Genomic DNA, 16,699 nt, shown 5'->3' with positions numbered 1-16,699 from the left:
TTCCAATGAGTTAGTGGACTTTTCGAGGGAATGGCCACAATACCCCATTTACTATTGACGCTGTTATCGCGGCTAAACTTGTATTTAGACGCCATTCTTTAATAGCAAACAAAGGTTTGGCTGAATATACCTTGCGCAATGTGTAGGAAGGGATGATGATTCTTCGGTAATCGAAGTGAGCCTGAAGTTGCCTAAAGCACTATGTGCTTTGAGATAATAACAAAGCAAGTTACTGATATGTGATTGGGTATTCTCTACAAAGTTAATCGCTTGTGTTATACCTGACGCATGCTATTAAAGATAACTTAATGGCTAAATTAGTTAGAATATTTCTAACACAGTTAATATGTTATGTGAACAAGTACATTAATACGTCTTGATATCGAGGAATTATCAATGAAAGTTAAAAGGCAGGCAAACGAACGCCATCAAAAGCTCCAAAAGTCCAGACTACCGGCAGTTTTAGTGTGTATTTTGAGTGGGTTAATCGCATTTTCCGCCTCGGCATCGGATTTCGAGTTAGCAAAAGATCGTGTGGAGACAGCTTTGGAAGCTGGTTCACCACTTGTGGTGCATGCCACGGTTGTATTGTGTACTAACCGAACTAAAAATACGGATATTTGTAATGAGAATAAACCGCGTACCAATTTATATTGGGGTGCTCAATTTGGTGTAAAGACATATTTTAACCGGCAAAAACACTGGCAACGTTTGTCTGTTCCTAAAACAAGCGGGTCTGGCTACCTTGAAAGAGTTGCTTTTAAACGAGCAGTGAAAGTCCGGTCTGGAGAGGTTGATGTGTACTTAGTTGCCGATGTTTGGCGCGGCGGTGATGTCAGAAAAGCGACTGAAAGCTTTCTTACTATGAGTTCAGGGGAAAATGTTGAAAAGTTTAAATTTGAAGATCGGACGATTTATGCCGGAGGTGAATCTCATGTCACGGCGTATTTAGGACATAATGGCCTCGCTAACTTCACACTCGATCTCGATTTAGAAAAAAATACCTTGCCAAACAGTGCAATAGTATTGGGCAGGAGAACCTCTGCTACATTTACAGAGCCGTTGCGCAGTACCGGCACCTTCCCTCTATTAACGACCAAAGGTGTTGTGACTCCAGAAGCCTACATACTTGAAGCAGCGATCCTTTCTTGGTTTTCGAAAGTTTCACCGGTAGATACATTAAATGACACTGCAGAAGTTTACAGTAAATACCAAAAAGCAAGTATCGCATGGAGTCGAAAACAATTTGTACCCGGCAGTATTGCTGAGGGAGGCTAAACACTTCACCTGGCTTTTTCTTAAGTAAACATCTCAAACATATGTAAAGACTACAAATAGACAGAGATAACTTACAAAAAAAAATGTACAGACAAAAATGAAAAGCATTGAGCGCTAAACCAACAAACCGAACGTGTAATATCACGTTCAGTTTATTGGTTTTAGTTACTTATCTCCGAGTGAGAGTAAAGATTGAAGCTTCGACTGGGGTAGCTTCTCCATTGACGAAGATCACTACATAAAGTTTAGTTTTACTGCCATATTCCATGTCTGGGGGCACATTAATTATGGCTTGGTAGTTGATGGATTCCCCTGCCGCAAGTGGGCCGTTATAGGAATAACTATTGCCTGACAACCATCCCTCAGAGTCCCAAATTTTTACCTCTAGATTATCAATTGCAACATTACCTACAGAGACTAATTGAATCGGAATAGCGGGGTTTATTCCGTGGTGTACTGTGGAAATGAGAGTCGGTGTAACGCTCAGTTGTTGTACATGGATCTCCTCTTGGATATTGGGAGCCGGCTCCATTAACTGTTCTAGTTCAACACCATCATCCAACAGTATATCGGCGGCGTTAATGGTAATTTCTCTGCCAGCCATAAAATAAGGTGATCCAACTTGAAGGCCTGTCAGATCCAATGTTTGCACTGAGATGGTTAATCTATCTTGTGCTTCTAGTGCTAGCACTCCAGGGGCGAGTGAGCTTGCCTTAAGTGTATCGCCAGCAACGTCCAGGTTGATTGCTTTCATATTGGCGTAACCAGCAAGTGATAATGTGGGAGGATCCCAGTATGCACAACCAATAGCTCCCATTGGCCCTACACTACCTAATATGGTTGAGCTGAATCCGGCATATAATAGTACTCCAGGGCAAGCTGCTACCACGGGCGTACCAACGGTTATGTTCACACCAGAATCAACGTATAGGGTTCCTTGGCTATTGTTGCAGTTACTGGCAACAATTGAGACTGTGCCAGCCGTTCCTGAAGCAGCTGAGTTTGAGCCGGAGGTAACAAATGTGGAGCCGTTTAAGGTAATGTTGATACCGCCGATATATACCGGGCCACTATCATTGTTGGGCGCGTTACCCGAGCCTCCCTCAATGAGCGAGTTAGTCATCTGTATGGTTTCTGAGACGATATAGACACCGCCATAGTCACTACCACCAACAAATTGCCCGTTAATACCAGTAACGCTTGCGCCGTTGCTCGCGCAGGGCAAGTCACTGCCGTTAGCGGTACTGATAAATAAGGTGCCTCCGGGGTTACCGCCGCGAATGGTTCCTTCGTTGAGTAAAGTAAAACCGCTGCCACTGTTGGCGATATCGACACGCCCACCAGGGCCGCTGAGATTGTCAAAACCTTGAATAACGCCGCCTGATTGAACTGTTATCGAATTAGCTTGGAGTAAGCCACCATTAGTTTGCAGGGTTAGATTACCACCTGTTTGTACGCTTAATATATCAATATTGATGCTACTGGTGGCGGAAATCACATGGCCATTAAGAATTCTGACTTCATCAGTGTTGCCAGGTATAGCAGGTCCTGTGCCTGCTATTAAAACCCAAGTACTGGCTTGGTGATAATTCCCATTGCCAGTGGATTGATAGATGCCTGCTATGGCATTTATAGGATAGTAAAAAAATGAAAAAAATAGTGCGAAAAGTAACGATAAAACTTTAGTCTTCACCACGGAATACTCCTAGTTAATACGTTGATTTTTAAACACAGTAATTGAAGGTGAAAGTGTTCGCTTGTTTTAATTAGGGATCTGAAGCTTAATGGAACGAAAAGTTACTCTAAGAAATTTAGCACATGACCGGACTAGCTCATGCCATTTAACAGATTATTTAGTTTGACTAATATGCTTGAGCAGAAGAGACTTAAAAGGATAGTAAAATCAGAGTTGAGGTATTGTACCCATCCCTCCGAGTTGTCGCACTTGAGCTGTCGCTAGTACCCTCTTATACTCTGTTGTGGCGCAGTAGCGAACTGCCGTTGATTGGCGTTCATTTACATCATTGAAATTTTGCATCTGATGTCAGATATAAATACAAATTACGAAGTATTTCCCTCCATCTAGGAATACGATATTTTAGGTGACGAGAAATATAGTATTGTCAGCCCTATCAAAGCTGCGATTGTCGAGGAAATTAAAATACTGATTTTTGCCACGTCAAGAGTCAAGAGTCGATGCATCAAAAGCCGTTTTATCAAAAACAAATCCAAAATTAAATTGTTGTATCTTTCTATAAGTTTCTTGCAAACCACTATTAGAAAAAACTAAGGCTGCAATTGTTGCAATTAACAGAGTAAATGCCGCCGAAGCTGCCCACGTAAAAAATTTGTCTATAGCAATCTGAATATGACGTCCCCTACTCTTTTTAACTGCTTCCAATAACGCCTGCTCATCCCATGCTCCTTTATAAACTTGCCCATTAATGGTCAGGATTGGTATAAAATCAGCTCTAGTGTTTTGCGCTTCAGATCCATTATTTTTTAAATCATCATCTAGTCGGCGCTATCGAAGGTGTTCAAAAAGGTAAAGAAAACTGTTCTTTGACTAATGCTCGACATAGAACAATCTCAGCTTAACGCCCACTATCCATACAAATTAAAGCTATTGAGGAGACACATCGTGGGCGGATGCTTTTCGGTTCCTAGAGTGAACCAGACTGGGGGTATTCAAACATCTAGCAGTGAGTCGTCTTCATCTTCACGGTGCCGTCCGGAAGCTCCAGTTATGTCGAATGCAGAAACCAACTCGCTGTTGGTTGATACTACTTGTCAAGCAGAGAGTCGCAGCGAAATTGTCCCAACTGATCATTTGCACGCTGCATTTGGCGTTGCTGGAGTCAATATTATCAGCCAAGAAGATTGGCGTAATAACTCTTGGGGGGAAAGCGTGTTTATACAGTTACCCGCTTGGGGGTCTAAGCCTAAAAGTGTAGACTGTGTAGATCAAGCGATATTTGTGAATGCTCTAAAAGAAGGAGCGGATGAATTTTGTAACGCAGTGGATGGAAACGCACAAGGGATGGGTGCGAAAGTAGGAACCGATCGCTACTTTAAGGTTTCAACATCAATGGGCAATTTTTTTGTGAGTCTGAATAAAAATGCTAATACTGAGCAAGAGATTAGAGAATTAAAAAATAATTGTTCTCTCAGTAATAAGTCTGCTACATTTTTATCGCTTCAACACGATAAGGATGTACCTATAGCGAAAATTTCATACATTTCATACAATGATGATAGAAGGCCAAGGCCTTACATTCGCCTCGGGATTTCAGAAGTTCATGGACAGGATACATATAAAGTCTATAGCATAAAATCACAGCAACAGTTGTCACTTGATCAAGCCATACAACGAGTAAATGTCGGTAATACTTCTTTTCCAACACGACAACCTGACGGGGTCATGTTAAAGCAGAACTTACTGGACATAGTCTACACTCCAGCCCAACTCACCCAGATCGCTAAGCACAGTAATGGGTTACAACGCCTCCAGATCTTGGCCGGGCCAACCGGCCAGATTTTACTGGATACAGGCTACACACCAGACCAACTCACCCGGATCGCTCGGTTCCCCTATGAGGTAGCGGTAACGACCCTTCAGACCTTGGCCGAGCCAGCCAGCCAGAGCTTACAGGACAGAGGCTATACACAAACTCAACTCATCCAGATCGCTCAGCGAAGTAATAGGTTACAACTCCTTCAGATCTTGACCGGGCCAACCGGCCAGATTTTACTGGACACAGGCTACACACCAGACCAACTCACCCGGGTCGCTAAGCGTCACAGGGGAGCACAAGAGGAGCTTGAGACTTTGGCCGGGCCAACTGGCCAGAACTTACTGGGCCGAGGCTACACACGAGAGCAACTCAGCCAGGTCGCTAAGTGCTACAATGGGTTACAGACCCTTAAGACCTTGGCCGGGCCAACCTGCCAGAGCTTGCAGGACATAGGCTACACACCAGACCAACTCACCAAGGTCGCTAGCCGTTACGAGGGGTCACAGGAGACCCTTGAGACCTTGGCCGGGCCGACCGGCCAGCGCTTACTGGGCATAGGCTACACACGAGCCCAACTCACCCAGTTCGCTGAGCGTTACTGGGTGGGACAGAAGGACCTTGAGACTTTGGCCGGGCCAACCGGTCAACGCTTACTGAGCATAGGCTACACACCAGACCAACTCACCCAGATCTCTCACCGCGAGCGCGACGACGTGTCTGGGGCCCTTCGGAGATTGGCTGGGCCAACCGACCAGAGAGACAGCGGAAATTGATGTCACCAGCAATGTAAAACTGATCCACCTGAGCCACAATTGCCGCTTTTTTTAGGTTTAATGGTGATTTGAAAAACAGTTTTATCCCGCTATTGGCGGCTTCGCTGAATCAGGCAAGCTAACAAGCATTCTATTTCACTTGTCGATTTCTTATAGCGTGATTACTGCGGCCTGAGCTTATCGAGAAACTCCGTTTCTGCAGCCACATGGCGCAACACATTAACGATGCTCATCGCATCACGCTTTTGAACCCAAAGATTGCAGAGCCTTATTGGGATCGGCCGAGTTTGCCCCGGTATTTTTAATCCAAGTATTTCTAGCATCTATAATGTCTATATTCGTCATTATTTTTAATACGATACTGCTTTATATATTTGATAATAAACCTAGGGAATTAGATACCTATCAGCAGTCCACTTCATAAGACAAACACGGCTTTGGTTTTTGGCATAGACGCTACTGGAAATGTCCATTCTGCCACTTTTGATGGCGTTTATTAAAAAGGGGGCAGACCATTTCATTGCCTCCATGAGCGACGCAAGATAGAGGCGTAACCTCAATCTCTTCAGACTCATCTCTGGATTGCAAAATACTGGCCGACAATAAGCTGTGGTACGACGGGGCTCAAAAAGGTAAAGAAAACTGTTCTTTGACTAATGCTCGACATAGAACAATCTCAGCTTAACGCCCACTATCCATACAAATTAAAGCTATTGAGGAGACACATCGTGGGCGGATGCTTTTCGGTTCCTAGAGTGAACCAGACTGGGAATATTCAAACATTTAGCAGGGAGTCGTCTTCATCTTCACGGTGCCGTCCGGAAGCTCCAGTTATGTCGAATCCAGAAACCAACTCGCTGTTAGTTGATAGCACTTGTCAACCAGAGAGTCGCAGCGAAATTGTCTCAGCGTGGGAAAGTTGGGCTCAAAGAGGGAGTCGTACTGAAAACAGAACGGAAGCCTTAAAACGATTGAAAAATTGCTTGGAAAAGAACTCTAATGCTCTTAGTTTATCAAACTTATCTTTACAAGATTTACCGGACAAATTGCCGCCAAACCTAACAGTTTTAAATGTCCAAAATAATCAATTGAGCACCTTACCAAAAGCCTTTTCCAGCTTGGATCGAAATTTTTGCATTTATGCCGAGAATAACGCTTTCCCTTACGAGGTCAGGAATGCTATTTATACAGAAATAAATCGCCCAGATTATGAAGGGCCAGTGATATTGCATTCAACAATGACGGCTACTGATAATTTGCACGCTGCATTTGGCGTTGCTGGAGTCAATATTATCACCCAAGAAGATTGGCGTAATAACTCTTGGGGGGAAAGCGTGTTTATACAGTTACCCGTCGGGAGATCTAAGCCTAAAAGTATAGACTGTGTAGATCAAGCGATATTTGTGAATGCTCTAGAAGAAGGAGCGGATATATTTTGTAACGCAGTGGATGGAAACGCACAAGGGATGGGTGCGAAAGTAGGAACTGATCGCTACTTTAAGGTTTCAACATCAATGGGCAATTTTTTTGTGAGTCTGAATAAAAATGCTAATACTGAGCAAGAGATTAGAGAATTAAAAAATAATTGTTCTCTCAGAAATAAGTCTGCTACATTTTTGTCGCTTCAACACGATAAGGATGTGCCTATAGCGAGAATCTCATACAATAATGATGGAAGGCCTTACATTCGCCTCGGGATGTCAGAACTTCATGGACAGGATACATATAAAGTCTATAGCATAAAATCACAGCAACAGTTGTCACTTGATCAAGCCATACAACGAGTAAATGTCGGTAATACTTCTTTTCCAACACGACAACCTGACGGGGTCATGTTAAAGCAGAGCTTACTGGCCAGAGGCTACACACCAGACCAACTCACCCAGGTCGCTAAGGGTTTCGGGGGGAGGGCAAAGGCCCTTCAGACCTTAGCTGAGCCAGCCGGCCGGAGCTTACTGGTCAGAGGCTACACACGAGACCAACTCACCCAGGTCGCTAAGGGCTTCGGTGGGGCAGAGGCCCTTCAGACCCTGGCCGGGCCAGCCGGCCAGAGCTTACTGGCCAGAGACTACACACCAGACCAACTTACCCAGGTCGCTATGCGCGACAATGGGTCAAAGGCCCTTCAGACCTTGGCCGAGCCAACCGTCCAGCGCTTACTGGTTAGAGACTACACACGAGAACAACTCACCCGGGTCGCTAAGGGCAATGGGTCAAAGGCCCTTCAGACCTTGGCTGAGTCAACCGGCCAGAGCTTACTGGACAGGGGCTACACACCAGACCTACTCACCCCTATCGCTGAGTTCTACGATGGGGTAAAGACCCTTCAGAACTTGGCGGGGCCAGTCAGCCAGAGCTTACAGGACAGAGGCTATACACAAACTCAGCTCACCCAGATCGCTAAGCAAAGAGATGGGTTACAATTCCTTCAGACTTTGGTCGGGCCAACCGGCCAACGCTTACTGAGCATAGGCTACACACCAGACCAACTCACCCAGATCGCTGAGCGTTACAATGTATCACTGGAGACCTTTCAGACCTTGGCCGGGTCAACTGGCCAGAGCTTACAGGGTAGAGGCTACACACCAGACCAACTCACCCAGGTCGCTAAGTACAATGCACAGGCCCTTCAGACCCTGGCCGGGCCAACTGGCCAGCGCTTACTGGGCAGAGGCTACACACCAGATCAACTCACCCAGATCGCTGAGCATTCCGATGTGTCACAGAAGACCCTTCAGACTTTGGCCGGGCCAGCCGGCCAGCGCTTACTGGTCAGAGACTACACACGAGACCAACTCACCCAGATCGCTAAAGGTTTCTCGGGGGCAAAGACCCTTCAGAACTTGGCCGGGCCAACTGGCCAGCGCTTACTGGGCAGAGGCTACACACCAGACCAACTCACCCAGATCGCTGAGCATTGCCATCTGTCACAGGAGACCCTTCAGACCCTGGCCGGGCCAGCCGGCCAGCGCTTACTGGGCAGAGGCTACACACTAGACCAACTCACCCAGATCGCTATAAGTTTTGGGAGGGAAAAGGCCTTTCATACCTTGGCTGGGTCAACCGGCCAGAGCTTGCTGGACAAAGGCTATACATCAGACCAACTCACCCAGATCGCTAAAGGTTACGGGGGGGTAAAGACCCTTCAGACCTTGGCCGGGCCAAACGGCCAGAGAGGTGGCGGAAATTGACCCACCTGAGCCACAGTTGCCGCTTTTTTTAGGTTTAATGGTGATTTGAAAAACAGTTTTATCCCCCTATTGGGGGCTTCGCTGAATCAGGCAAGCTAACAAGCATTCTATTTCATTTGTCGATTTCTTATAGCGTGATTACTGCGGCCTGAGCTTATCGAGAAACTCCGTTTTTGCAGCCACATGGCGCAACACATTAACGATGCTCATCGCATCACGCTTTTGAACCCAAAGATTGCAGAGCCTTATTGGGATCGGCCGAGTTTGCTCTAGTATTTTTAGCCCAGGTATTTTTAGCATCTATAATGTCTATATTCGTCATTATTTTTAATACGATACTGCTCCATATGATTTTTTCGTAAGACATTCAGTAATTTATACAAGTAAACTTATTATGGAATTTGCCCCCATACCGAGCGATGATGCAGATAGATTAATCTCCCTTGAGCGCATGAATATAATTGCGGTTCCGCGAGAGGCGGATTTTGATCGAATTACAAGACTAGTGAAGGCATTCTTAGACGTCGATGCCTGTCTTATAACTGCTGTTGGTAAGGAAAAGGTTTGGACGAGGTCATGTACAGGTGCTGAAGCCTCTGAGCTTCCCAGAAATACCTCCATGTGCGGTCATACTGTAGCTGCTGCTGATCTATTTATCATAGAGGATACCCTCAAGGATGATAGGTTTTTTGATAGTCCGCTAGTAACCGGCTCTGCCAATATTCGATTTTATGCAGGTATGCCGATTAGAAATTCAGAGGGCCATATAGCGGGTACGCTTTGTATATTTGATAATAAACCGAGGGAATTGGATATCTATCAGCAATCCATCTTACGTGATTTTGCGTCGTTCGTTGAAATGGCCGAACGAGCAAGAAATTTAGGCCACAGCCAATCTCAACTATTAAGCCAACTGAAGGTTGCTAAGAGGCAAGCCCTGATTGATCCACTCTCGAAATTGTGGAATAGAGCAGGATTGGATAAGCTAATGGCATCGGAATTAGCATTAGCCAAAAGCAATAATGAATCGATGGCAGTTTTGATGATCGACCTCGATCATTTCAAAGTGATTAACGATACTTATGGGCATGCTGAAGGTGACAATGCGATTAGGCTGGCAGCGCAAATTCTTGAATCAGGTGTGAGAGGTTCTGATATTGTCGCACGTTTTGGGGGAGAAGAATTTACCATATTAATCCGGGGTATAAGCCAAGATAGTGTTGAGCAAATTGGAAAAAATATACTCTCTTTATTTAACGAAAAAGCAATTTTGCTACTCGACGATGGGAAACAACATAGATTCACTGCAAGTATCGGAATATCTCATGCCCCGGCTCTTACAGAAAATACCCAATGCGAAGAAATTCTATGCCACGCTGATAATGCTGTGTACAAAGCGAAAGAGAAAGGTCGTAATTGTGTTGTTATCCAGAAGTATCCTCCTACTGAATAAAAGCAATAGATAGGGTGTTCGATCAAGACGAAATTTTTATTCACCATTCGTTATTCTGCAACAACGAATGGTGAGCAGTAAAATACGTTTGATTAATTGCCACACACTATAAGCGGTTATTCATTGCATTCCGTTTCTACTCTCAACTACCTCTCAGGATGCGCCGCATAAGGCTTCGCACTTAAATTTTAATAATTTTGTCCAGAATTTAAATGCGTATATCCCTTCTTTATTTACAATCAAATCTGTAAATATAAAGGACGAAGGAAAGGACTTATGAAAATTTGGGTTACGATGGCGTCAAGTATCCAATCATATCTAATACGCACTTGGGCTCGCGTGTTTGCTCTGTTGTTACTTATTTGGCCGAGTAACGTATTGGCTCTGACATTCGAATTCATCAACAGCCAGGTTATGCCTCTATCGCAGCAAGAAATGCACGCGTTAAAGCGAGCCGGTGAGTTATGGAGTAGTAAATTCACAGATCCGATCACCATCAAGATCTATGTCGAATGGCAGAAAAAAGAGTTTTTTGTTGCTGATGAAATTCTTGCTTCTGTACAAATTGGGCGTACTACGGCTCCGGTACGTATGGTAAAAGATACTCTGCTGGCAGAGGCAAATAATAATGAGTACAGCCTTTTGTCAGCTTTGCCGACACTGCTACCTGTGTCACATACAAGTACACGGGCGAAAAAGGTAAGTTTAACTTTAGCCAATGCCAAAGCGCTTGGCATTACCCCCGCGAATGATCCCCGTTTTGGCGCGGCTTTAAAGCATAACGCTGATGCGCATGTGAGCTTTAACGAGAAACACCGTCACCTATTCTTTTATGATCAAAACTTGGTTACACCCGGGAAATACGACTTTACCGGTGTTGTCGCTCATGAAATAGGTCATGCACTGGGGTTTACCAGCATTGTGGATATTCAGGCGATGAATCCTGGTGTGGTACTCAAGCCTATGTTGTTGGATATGTTTCGGTTTAATGGGGCTATGGTGTATCCATCTCTTACCTTTGATACACGCCAGACCACTCCAAACTTCGCACAGTTTCACGATGAAAAGCTGACGAAGGTATTTTTCGGCTCTGGCTTGGATATCTTCGATCCAAACCATTGTCTCATGCCGGATCGGCGCTGCTCAGCAAGTCACTGGGCCGATACTACTGGCAATCTTATGACATCAGCCAAAAAGGGTAAGCTTATGACTCTAGAATCAGACGATATCCATGCCATTGATCGTCTCGGTGTAGATACCTACTGGCGTAATGGTATTCCTGTGATTAATGCAAGAGCCGAATTTTATGATGTCGGAGGGACTTTCCCTGATTATGACAGAGATAAGTTCTCAACAAACACCAAAGCCCCATCTTTTGGTGAAGTGATTCCTACATTCACAGCACCACCCACTCATGCATTTCATATTAGTTTTGATGGCCATGCAGGTGCAGGATACGCGGTATTTGTTCCAAGAATTAAAAATACACGAGTAGAAGCGGTTAACTTTCATTCCAAGCAGATGCAACATGAATTGGAAGGCCAGTGGGAAGCGGAATCGTCAGTCGAGAGTATGAAATATTTTCCTGCACACCTTGCACATTTTTATTTTCAATCAAACAACAGTTCCTATCGTTTCAATTTTATCAGTACCTTTTCCGACTACGGGTCGGTATTTGACCCTGAATTAGGTGAGTATGGCGGTTTTCGTATAAGTGGATTTTTAGACGGTGAATTAGATGGCGTTTTTTCCGAACCGCGTTTTCATAAGAAGGAGCAAGATGATGATTACCGGGGAGATTATGACGCGTCTATTACTATACTATTACTCTTACAGGAGCCCCATGATATCCGTGCTGGCATTAGTGGGGCACCTTTTGCTATTAAATGGCCAGATAAAAAAAGAGTACAAGACAATATTATACACCTTATCGATCCGGCCGCTTTTGGAGCACCTTCAGGATACAATAACTCCGCATCTTACAAAGAAGCTTGGATTATGCGAGTTAAGCAGCTAGATGGTGATACCGAGCCAGGCCGGGATATTGCTCTTTAAATCACCTTCTCATCCTTAATCCAACTTATTAAAATATTTATCAACAGCTGGCGGCGCGAATAAAAATAAACTGCGCCCCGGCTGTTAACAACAAACACTGTTTTATAATCTCGTTAATAACTCTCTTAAGGATATCAACACTCACAGGCGCAAAAATCGTCTGGATTATTAATACTTATGTCCTAATATTAAATGCGTTATTTTCTCTGAGTAATACAATTTCTTACGCACATTGATGTTCGATAGGCAAATCTTAATTAACAAGGAAATAACGATGAAAATAAAACTACTTATAATAACCATTCTTTTACTTACGATGCATTCAGCAGCTGCTCAGATAATGCAATGGCGCGGTTCTGTAACATTTGCCAATGGCTCAAGTACTATCCCAGTAGGGTTTTCAGGGCCTACATATAAAGATTGTGAGGCGCAACGAAGTTTTACAAAATCCATGTACGGCCCTCCTTTCACCATTGTAAATGAAACAGCATGTATTTCTTTTCCTTATATCGATCTCGACAAACTTAAATATATTAAAAAACCAAAAATATATGTACCACCTAAAATAGGCCCTTTATGCCTATCCTGTCCATATTTGAATCATGAGTTGTTTAGGTCGATCTATCCTAATGAAGCGGAACGATTTATTAAGCTTATGGATCAGTATCGTATAGAGGAATATAACAAAGCGTTTAAAGAACTTAACTCTCAGTATGATATGGAAGGTTTTAGTAAAGACATAAATATTCTTGAGAGAGAAATAAACCGAGGAATCGGCCAGTAGAGATTTACTTAGTAGGTGATTATTCATGGACGTTATATTGGCATGGATGCCAATCTATTTTAGCCTTACAGATAAAAGTAAAAATGATAACCCTATAAAGAAAATTGTCTGAATTATAAATATGTATGTCTCATTATTAAATGCACTATTTTTCGTAAATAATACAATTTTTTTAGCGTATATCAAGTGTCAAAATTTACTATTCTACGCATATTTACATTCCATAGATCAATCGTAATTAACAAGGAAATAGTGATGAAAATAAAGTTATTTGTAGCAACCATCCTGTTATTTTTTATGCATTCAGCAACTGCCGAATTAATGATATGGCGCGGGTCCGTAACATTTTCTGATGGCGCAAATACTATTGAAGAAAATTTTTCAGGACCCACCTATACTGCCTGTGAGGCGCAACGAGCTTCTAGAAAATCTATGCACTTCCTTCCTTTCTCGGTCATAAGTGAAACGATATGTTATTCTAATTTTAGTGTAGGTTCAGATAACCTTATTGTTAATGAGCCAATAGGATATGAGCCACCCAAACCAGGCCCTCTGTGTACCTCTTGTCCCTACTTCAATACTAAACTTTTTGAATTAGTTTACCCTGGTGAATCTGAAAGATTTACTAGGCTTATGGATGATTATCGAATACAAGAATATAACGAAGCACTTAAAGACCTTAATTCTCAGTATGACCTGGATGGTTTCAGCAGGAAAATGCATGCGCTTGAGAAGGAAATAGTAAAATAATTATAACAATAATAATTGATTTCTTAGGTAATTATTAAATGGAATTACGCCGACAAGGATGCCGCCTTTTTTGAATAAATTGGTAAAAAATATAGTAACAATACGGAGAAAATTGTTATGAAGAAATATACATTGATAGGTTGTATTTTTTTATTCGCCATTACGCAATTAAGTTTTGCTACTGAGCAGAATAATATTATTCCCAATGCACTTGCTATTGTCACTGGTGACAAAGGTAATGGCGAAGTAATTAATGAAATAGCTGAGCAATACGGGTTTTCTATCGAGTCAAAAACTCAAAACCTTTACAGTCTTTACAGTCACAAACTACGCGAGCGAGGCGAGTTAGAAAAAATTGCAGCGGAGATTAAAGAAGTATCGCAAAAGCGACGAAGCCTAATACGAGAAGTTGGCTTACTAGCCTATGATGGAGCAAAGGATAATCATATGCTTATCCCAATGCAGCTTATTGTCGAATTTAACAAGGAAATGTCTGCTAAGGATATTCAATCACTTAATAATGAATTGGGTGTAAAAGTCGTACGTCAACCACTAAAAATAACACCCAACCAATATATTGTGTCGATTCCAGCAGGCAGAGAAGGTGTGATGGCACTTAGTCAGCAATATCTGAAAACCGGTGTCGTTGAATATGCACACCCTAATTATTGGAAGGTTGAAATTCCCTTTCAAACTATACCGGCTGATCCACTTTTTAACGAACAATGGCACCATCGCAATACCGGACAATTGGGTGGTTTACTGGATGCGGATGCAGATACATCCTGGGCTTGGGATTTTGGTCTAGGCTCAGGCAACATTGTTGTAGCGGTGTTTGATGATGGGTCTGATATTAATCACGAAGATCTAAGACCGAATTTGTACACTAACCCAGGCGAAATTCCTGGCAATGGCGTAGATGATGATGGTAACGGTTTTGTTGACGATGTTAACGGATGGGATTTTGCTGGTGGCGATAATAACCCAAGTCCTCAAGGTACTGAAAGCCACGGTACGGCAGTGAGTGGTGTCGCCATAGCCCGAGGTGATAACTCGCGAGGTGTCGCTGGCGCATGTCCACAATGCCGATGGATGCCATTACGTCGAAGCTACGGAGGTTTTCCAGATTCTGGGCGCATCGCTGCTTTTAACTACGTAGCAATGATGAATGTAGATATTATGAATAATAGCTGGGGACATACCTTCCCTTCGGGTACTGTTTCTGCAGGCCTAACAACGGCAATAAATAATGCTAACGCCAGTGGTGTGACGATCTTTTTTGCTGCGGGTAATGGTAACTCTAGTGGTTGGTGTAACGCCTCTTACCCTTCGCTAAATAGTGTTGTCGCTGTTTCTAGTTCAACTAACCTAGATCAAAAAGTTACTGCTTCAGCCTGGGGTAACTGCGTGGATATTCTTGCTCCCAGCCATCGCGGTTATTCAGCGCCATTTACAGGCACAAAAAATATTACCACAACGGACCGTTCAGGAAACGCAGGCTATAACTTAAATAGTCCATCATCTACACCTTGTGCGCAGACTGACCCGACGGATCGCGATTATACTCATTGCTTTGGTGGAACATCTTCGGCCAGTCCATTTGCCGCAGGTATTGCTGGATTAATTTTATCAGCTGACAATAGCTTAAATCCAAATCAAGTTGAGAACCTTATTCAAGATACCGCTGACAAAATCGTACCTGATACGGCAAACTATAATACAGATACCGGTGTCAGTGTGACCCATGCTTATGGTCGAACCAATGCTCATGAGGCTGTTCGTGTCGCGAGTTCTAATGCTAATGGGCGCAGTGGAGTCGATATTTTTGTACGTGATAATCGTTTGGATTGGGGAAATACAACAGGGTATCTAGGGCAACAAAAAAGTAATGTGAAATTTGATTCGCCACGTAGCTTTATCGGACACTGGAAAAGTGAAGATGTAAAAGTAGATGCGCCACCGTATCAAACACCTCCAACTGCTGCAACCTTTGATGCCTTTGTGGATGAGAAGCCAAGTCTTGCCCCAGGCGATGTAAACCGTGCTTATGTGAGAGTTCGTAACCGCGGCCACGTTAGCGCGCAAAATGTTAATGTTAAATTAATGTGGACACAATTTGGCACAGCGTTACCAGCACTTAATGCAGATTTTTGGACACAATATCCTAACGATTCATTATTACCATCCAGTCGATGGACATCAATGACCTGCCACGGTACAGGCATGGATCATTGTAACATCGACCAAATCCCCTACTCTGGAGCGAGTGTCGCCGGTACACCGGCAGATGCTGCGCGCATTGCCAGGTTTGATTTTGACGCACCTGACTACGATTCTTCACTTGCTAATCATTACTGTTTATTGGCGGTAGCAGATGCAGATAATGATCCAGTAGATCCCCTTTCTAAAACATTTTTACTAGCCGATACCATCACACCCAACGACAATAATGTCACTCATAGAAATTACCATAACCTAGATACATCCGTCGCTGAAGATGGTAACTTCCGCTTCTTTGTTCGCAACCCCACCCGACGGGTAATCAACACTTGGTTAGCGGTAAATCTCGACCCACGGCTACAAGAGTTAGTAGAAATCAAAACCGAAGGCTTCGACTGGCAACAACCTTTCAAAATGGAGCCTGGCGAAGAGATCTTGGTGGATTTATACCTTCATGCAAGATCAAGAGAAGTGATGGGTGATATTGACGTTGCACAAATGGTGAAAGGTGAGAAGGGGATTGAAACACTGGGTGGCCTCACTATTGGAGTTATCAACAGTAAGTTACAAGCAGAAAGAAATAAAATAAAAATAAAATAATGAATTGCCGGCGTACGCGCCGGCATGTCGTAAATTTAAAATATATGGCTCAGCTTAAAGACATAATAAAAAACGACTTA

The 16,699-nt window shown here is 43.4% G+C and carries 10 protein-coding genes; 8 read left to right on the top strand and 2 right to left on the bottom strand.

Going from position 1 to position 16,699, the window contains the following annotated elements; all coding sequences use genetic code 11:
- The first annotated feature begins 396 nt into the window (after positions 1–396).
- On the top strand, positions 397–1,278 hold the full coding sequence (locus BVC89_RS28480) for a hypothetical protein (RefSeq protein WP_103654352.1): 882 nt from the start codon (positions 397–399) through the stop codon (positions 1,276–1,278).
- Between the two features lie 169 nt (positions 1,279–1,447).
- Here the strand turns inward: BVC89_RS28480 and BVC89_RS28475 are convergent, their stop codons facing one another.
- Entirely contained in the window at positions 1,448–2,971 is a 1,524-nt protein-coding gene (locus BVC89_RS28475) for a hypothetical protein (RefSeq protein ID WP_158658189.1), read from the bottom strand.
- 486 nt (positions 2,972–3,457) lie between these two features.
- Positions 3,458–3,679 (bottom strand): Na+/H+ antiporter NhaA, encoded by a 222-nt coding sequence (locus BVC89_RS28470; RefSeq protein WP_103654350.1) that lies wholly within the window; start codon positions 3,677–3,679, stop codon positions 3,458–3,460.
- Between the two features lie 240 nt (positions 3,680–3,919).
- On the opposite strand from BVC89_RS28470, the gene BVC89_RS28465 reads away from it, so the two are divergent.
- The 7 genes from BVC89_RS28465 to BVC89_RS28435 all read left to right on the top strand — a co-directional run bounded on the left by BVC89_RS28465 (position 3,920) and on the right by BVC89_RS28435 (position 16,619).
- The gene (locus BVC89_RS28465; protein ID WP_158658188.1) at positions 3,920–5,566 is read left to right on the top strand and encodes a hypothetical protein; all 1,647 of its coding nucleotides are present in this window, start codon (positions 3,920–3,922) and stop codon (positions 5,564–5,566) included.
- 728 nt (positions 5,567–6,294) lie between these two features.
- The gene (locus BVC89_RS28460; protein ID WP_158658187.1) at positions 6,295–8,757 is read left to right on the top strand and encodes a leucine-rich repeat domain-containing protein; all 2,463 of its coding nucleotides are present in this window, start codon (positions 6,295–6,297) and stop codon (positions 8,755–8,757) included.
- Between the two features lie 394 nt (positions 8,758–9,151).
- Positions 9,152–10,210: a sensor domain-containing diguanylate cyclase gene (locus BVC89_RS28455; protein WP_103654347.1), complete on the top strand. Its 1,059-nt coding sequence runs from the start codon at positions 9,152–9,154 to the stop codon at positions 10,208–10,210.
- Between the two features lie 276 nt (positions 10,211–10,486).
- Entirely contained in the window at positions 10,487–12,265 is a 1,779-nt protein-coding gene (locus BVC89_RS28450; protein ID WP_103654346.1) for an NF038122 family metalloprotease, read from the top strand.
- Between the two features lie 274 nt (positions 12,266–12,539).
- On the top strand, positions 12,540–13,049 hold the full coding sequence (locus tag BVC89_RS28445; RefSeq protein ID WP_103654345.1) for a hypothetical protein: 510 nt from the start codon (positions 12,540–12,542) through the stop codon (positions 13,047–13,049).
- A gap of 255 nt (positions 13,050–13,304) precedes the next feature.
- The gene (locus BVC89_RS28440) at positions 13,305–13,799 is read left to right on the top strand and encodes a hypothetical protein (protein ID WP_103654344.1); all 495 of its coding nucleotides are present in this window, start codon (positions 13,305–13,307) and stop codon (positions 13,797–13,799) included.
- 117 nt (positions 13,800–13,916) lie between these two features.
- Positions 13,917–16,619: a S8 family serine peptidase gene (locus tag BVC89_RS28435; protein WP_103654343.1), complete on the top strand. Its 2,703-nt coding sequence runs from the start codon at positions 13,917–13,919 to the stop codon at positions 16,617–16,619.
- Positions 16,620–16,699: the final 80 nt, after the last annotated feature.

This window comes from Agarilytica rhodophyticola (genome assembly GCF_002157225.2).
In the GTDB taxonomy this organism is placed as follows: domain Bacteria; phylum Pseudomonadota; class Gammaproteobacteria; order Pseudomonadales; family Cellvibrionaceae; genus Agarilytica; species Agarilytica rhodophyticola.
This window is presented reverse-complemented; position numbering and strand designations above follow the sequence as displayed.

What these genes read in the sequence shown, in the direction of transcription:
- BVC89_RS28455 (WP_103654347.1), top strand. Translation starts at nt 9,152, where the DNA reads ATGGAATTTGCCCCCATACCGAGCGATGATGCAGATAGATTAATCTCC.
- BVC89_RS28440 (WP_103654344.1), top strand. Translation starts at nt 13,305, where the DNA reads ATGAAAATAAAGTTATTTGTAGCAACCATCCTGTTATTTTTTATGCAT.
- BVC89_RS28445 (WP_103654345.1), top strand. Translation starts at nt 12,540, where the DNA reads ATGAAAATAAAACTACTTATAATAACCATTCTTTTACTTACGATGCAT.
- BVC89_RS28450 (WP_103654346.1), top strand. Translation starts at nt 10,487, where the DNA reads ATGAAAATTTGGGTTACGATGGCGTCAAGTATCCAATCATATCTAATA.
- BVC89_RS28435 (WP_103654343.1), top strand. Translation starts at nt 13,917, where the DNA reads ATGAAGAAATATACATTGATAGGTTGTATTTTTTTATTCGCCATTACG.
- BVC89_RS28480 (WP_103654352.1), top strand. Translation starts at nt 397, where the DNA reads ATGAAAGTTAAAAGGCAGGCAAACGAACGCCATCAAAAGCTCCAAAAG.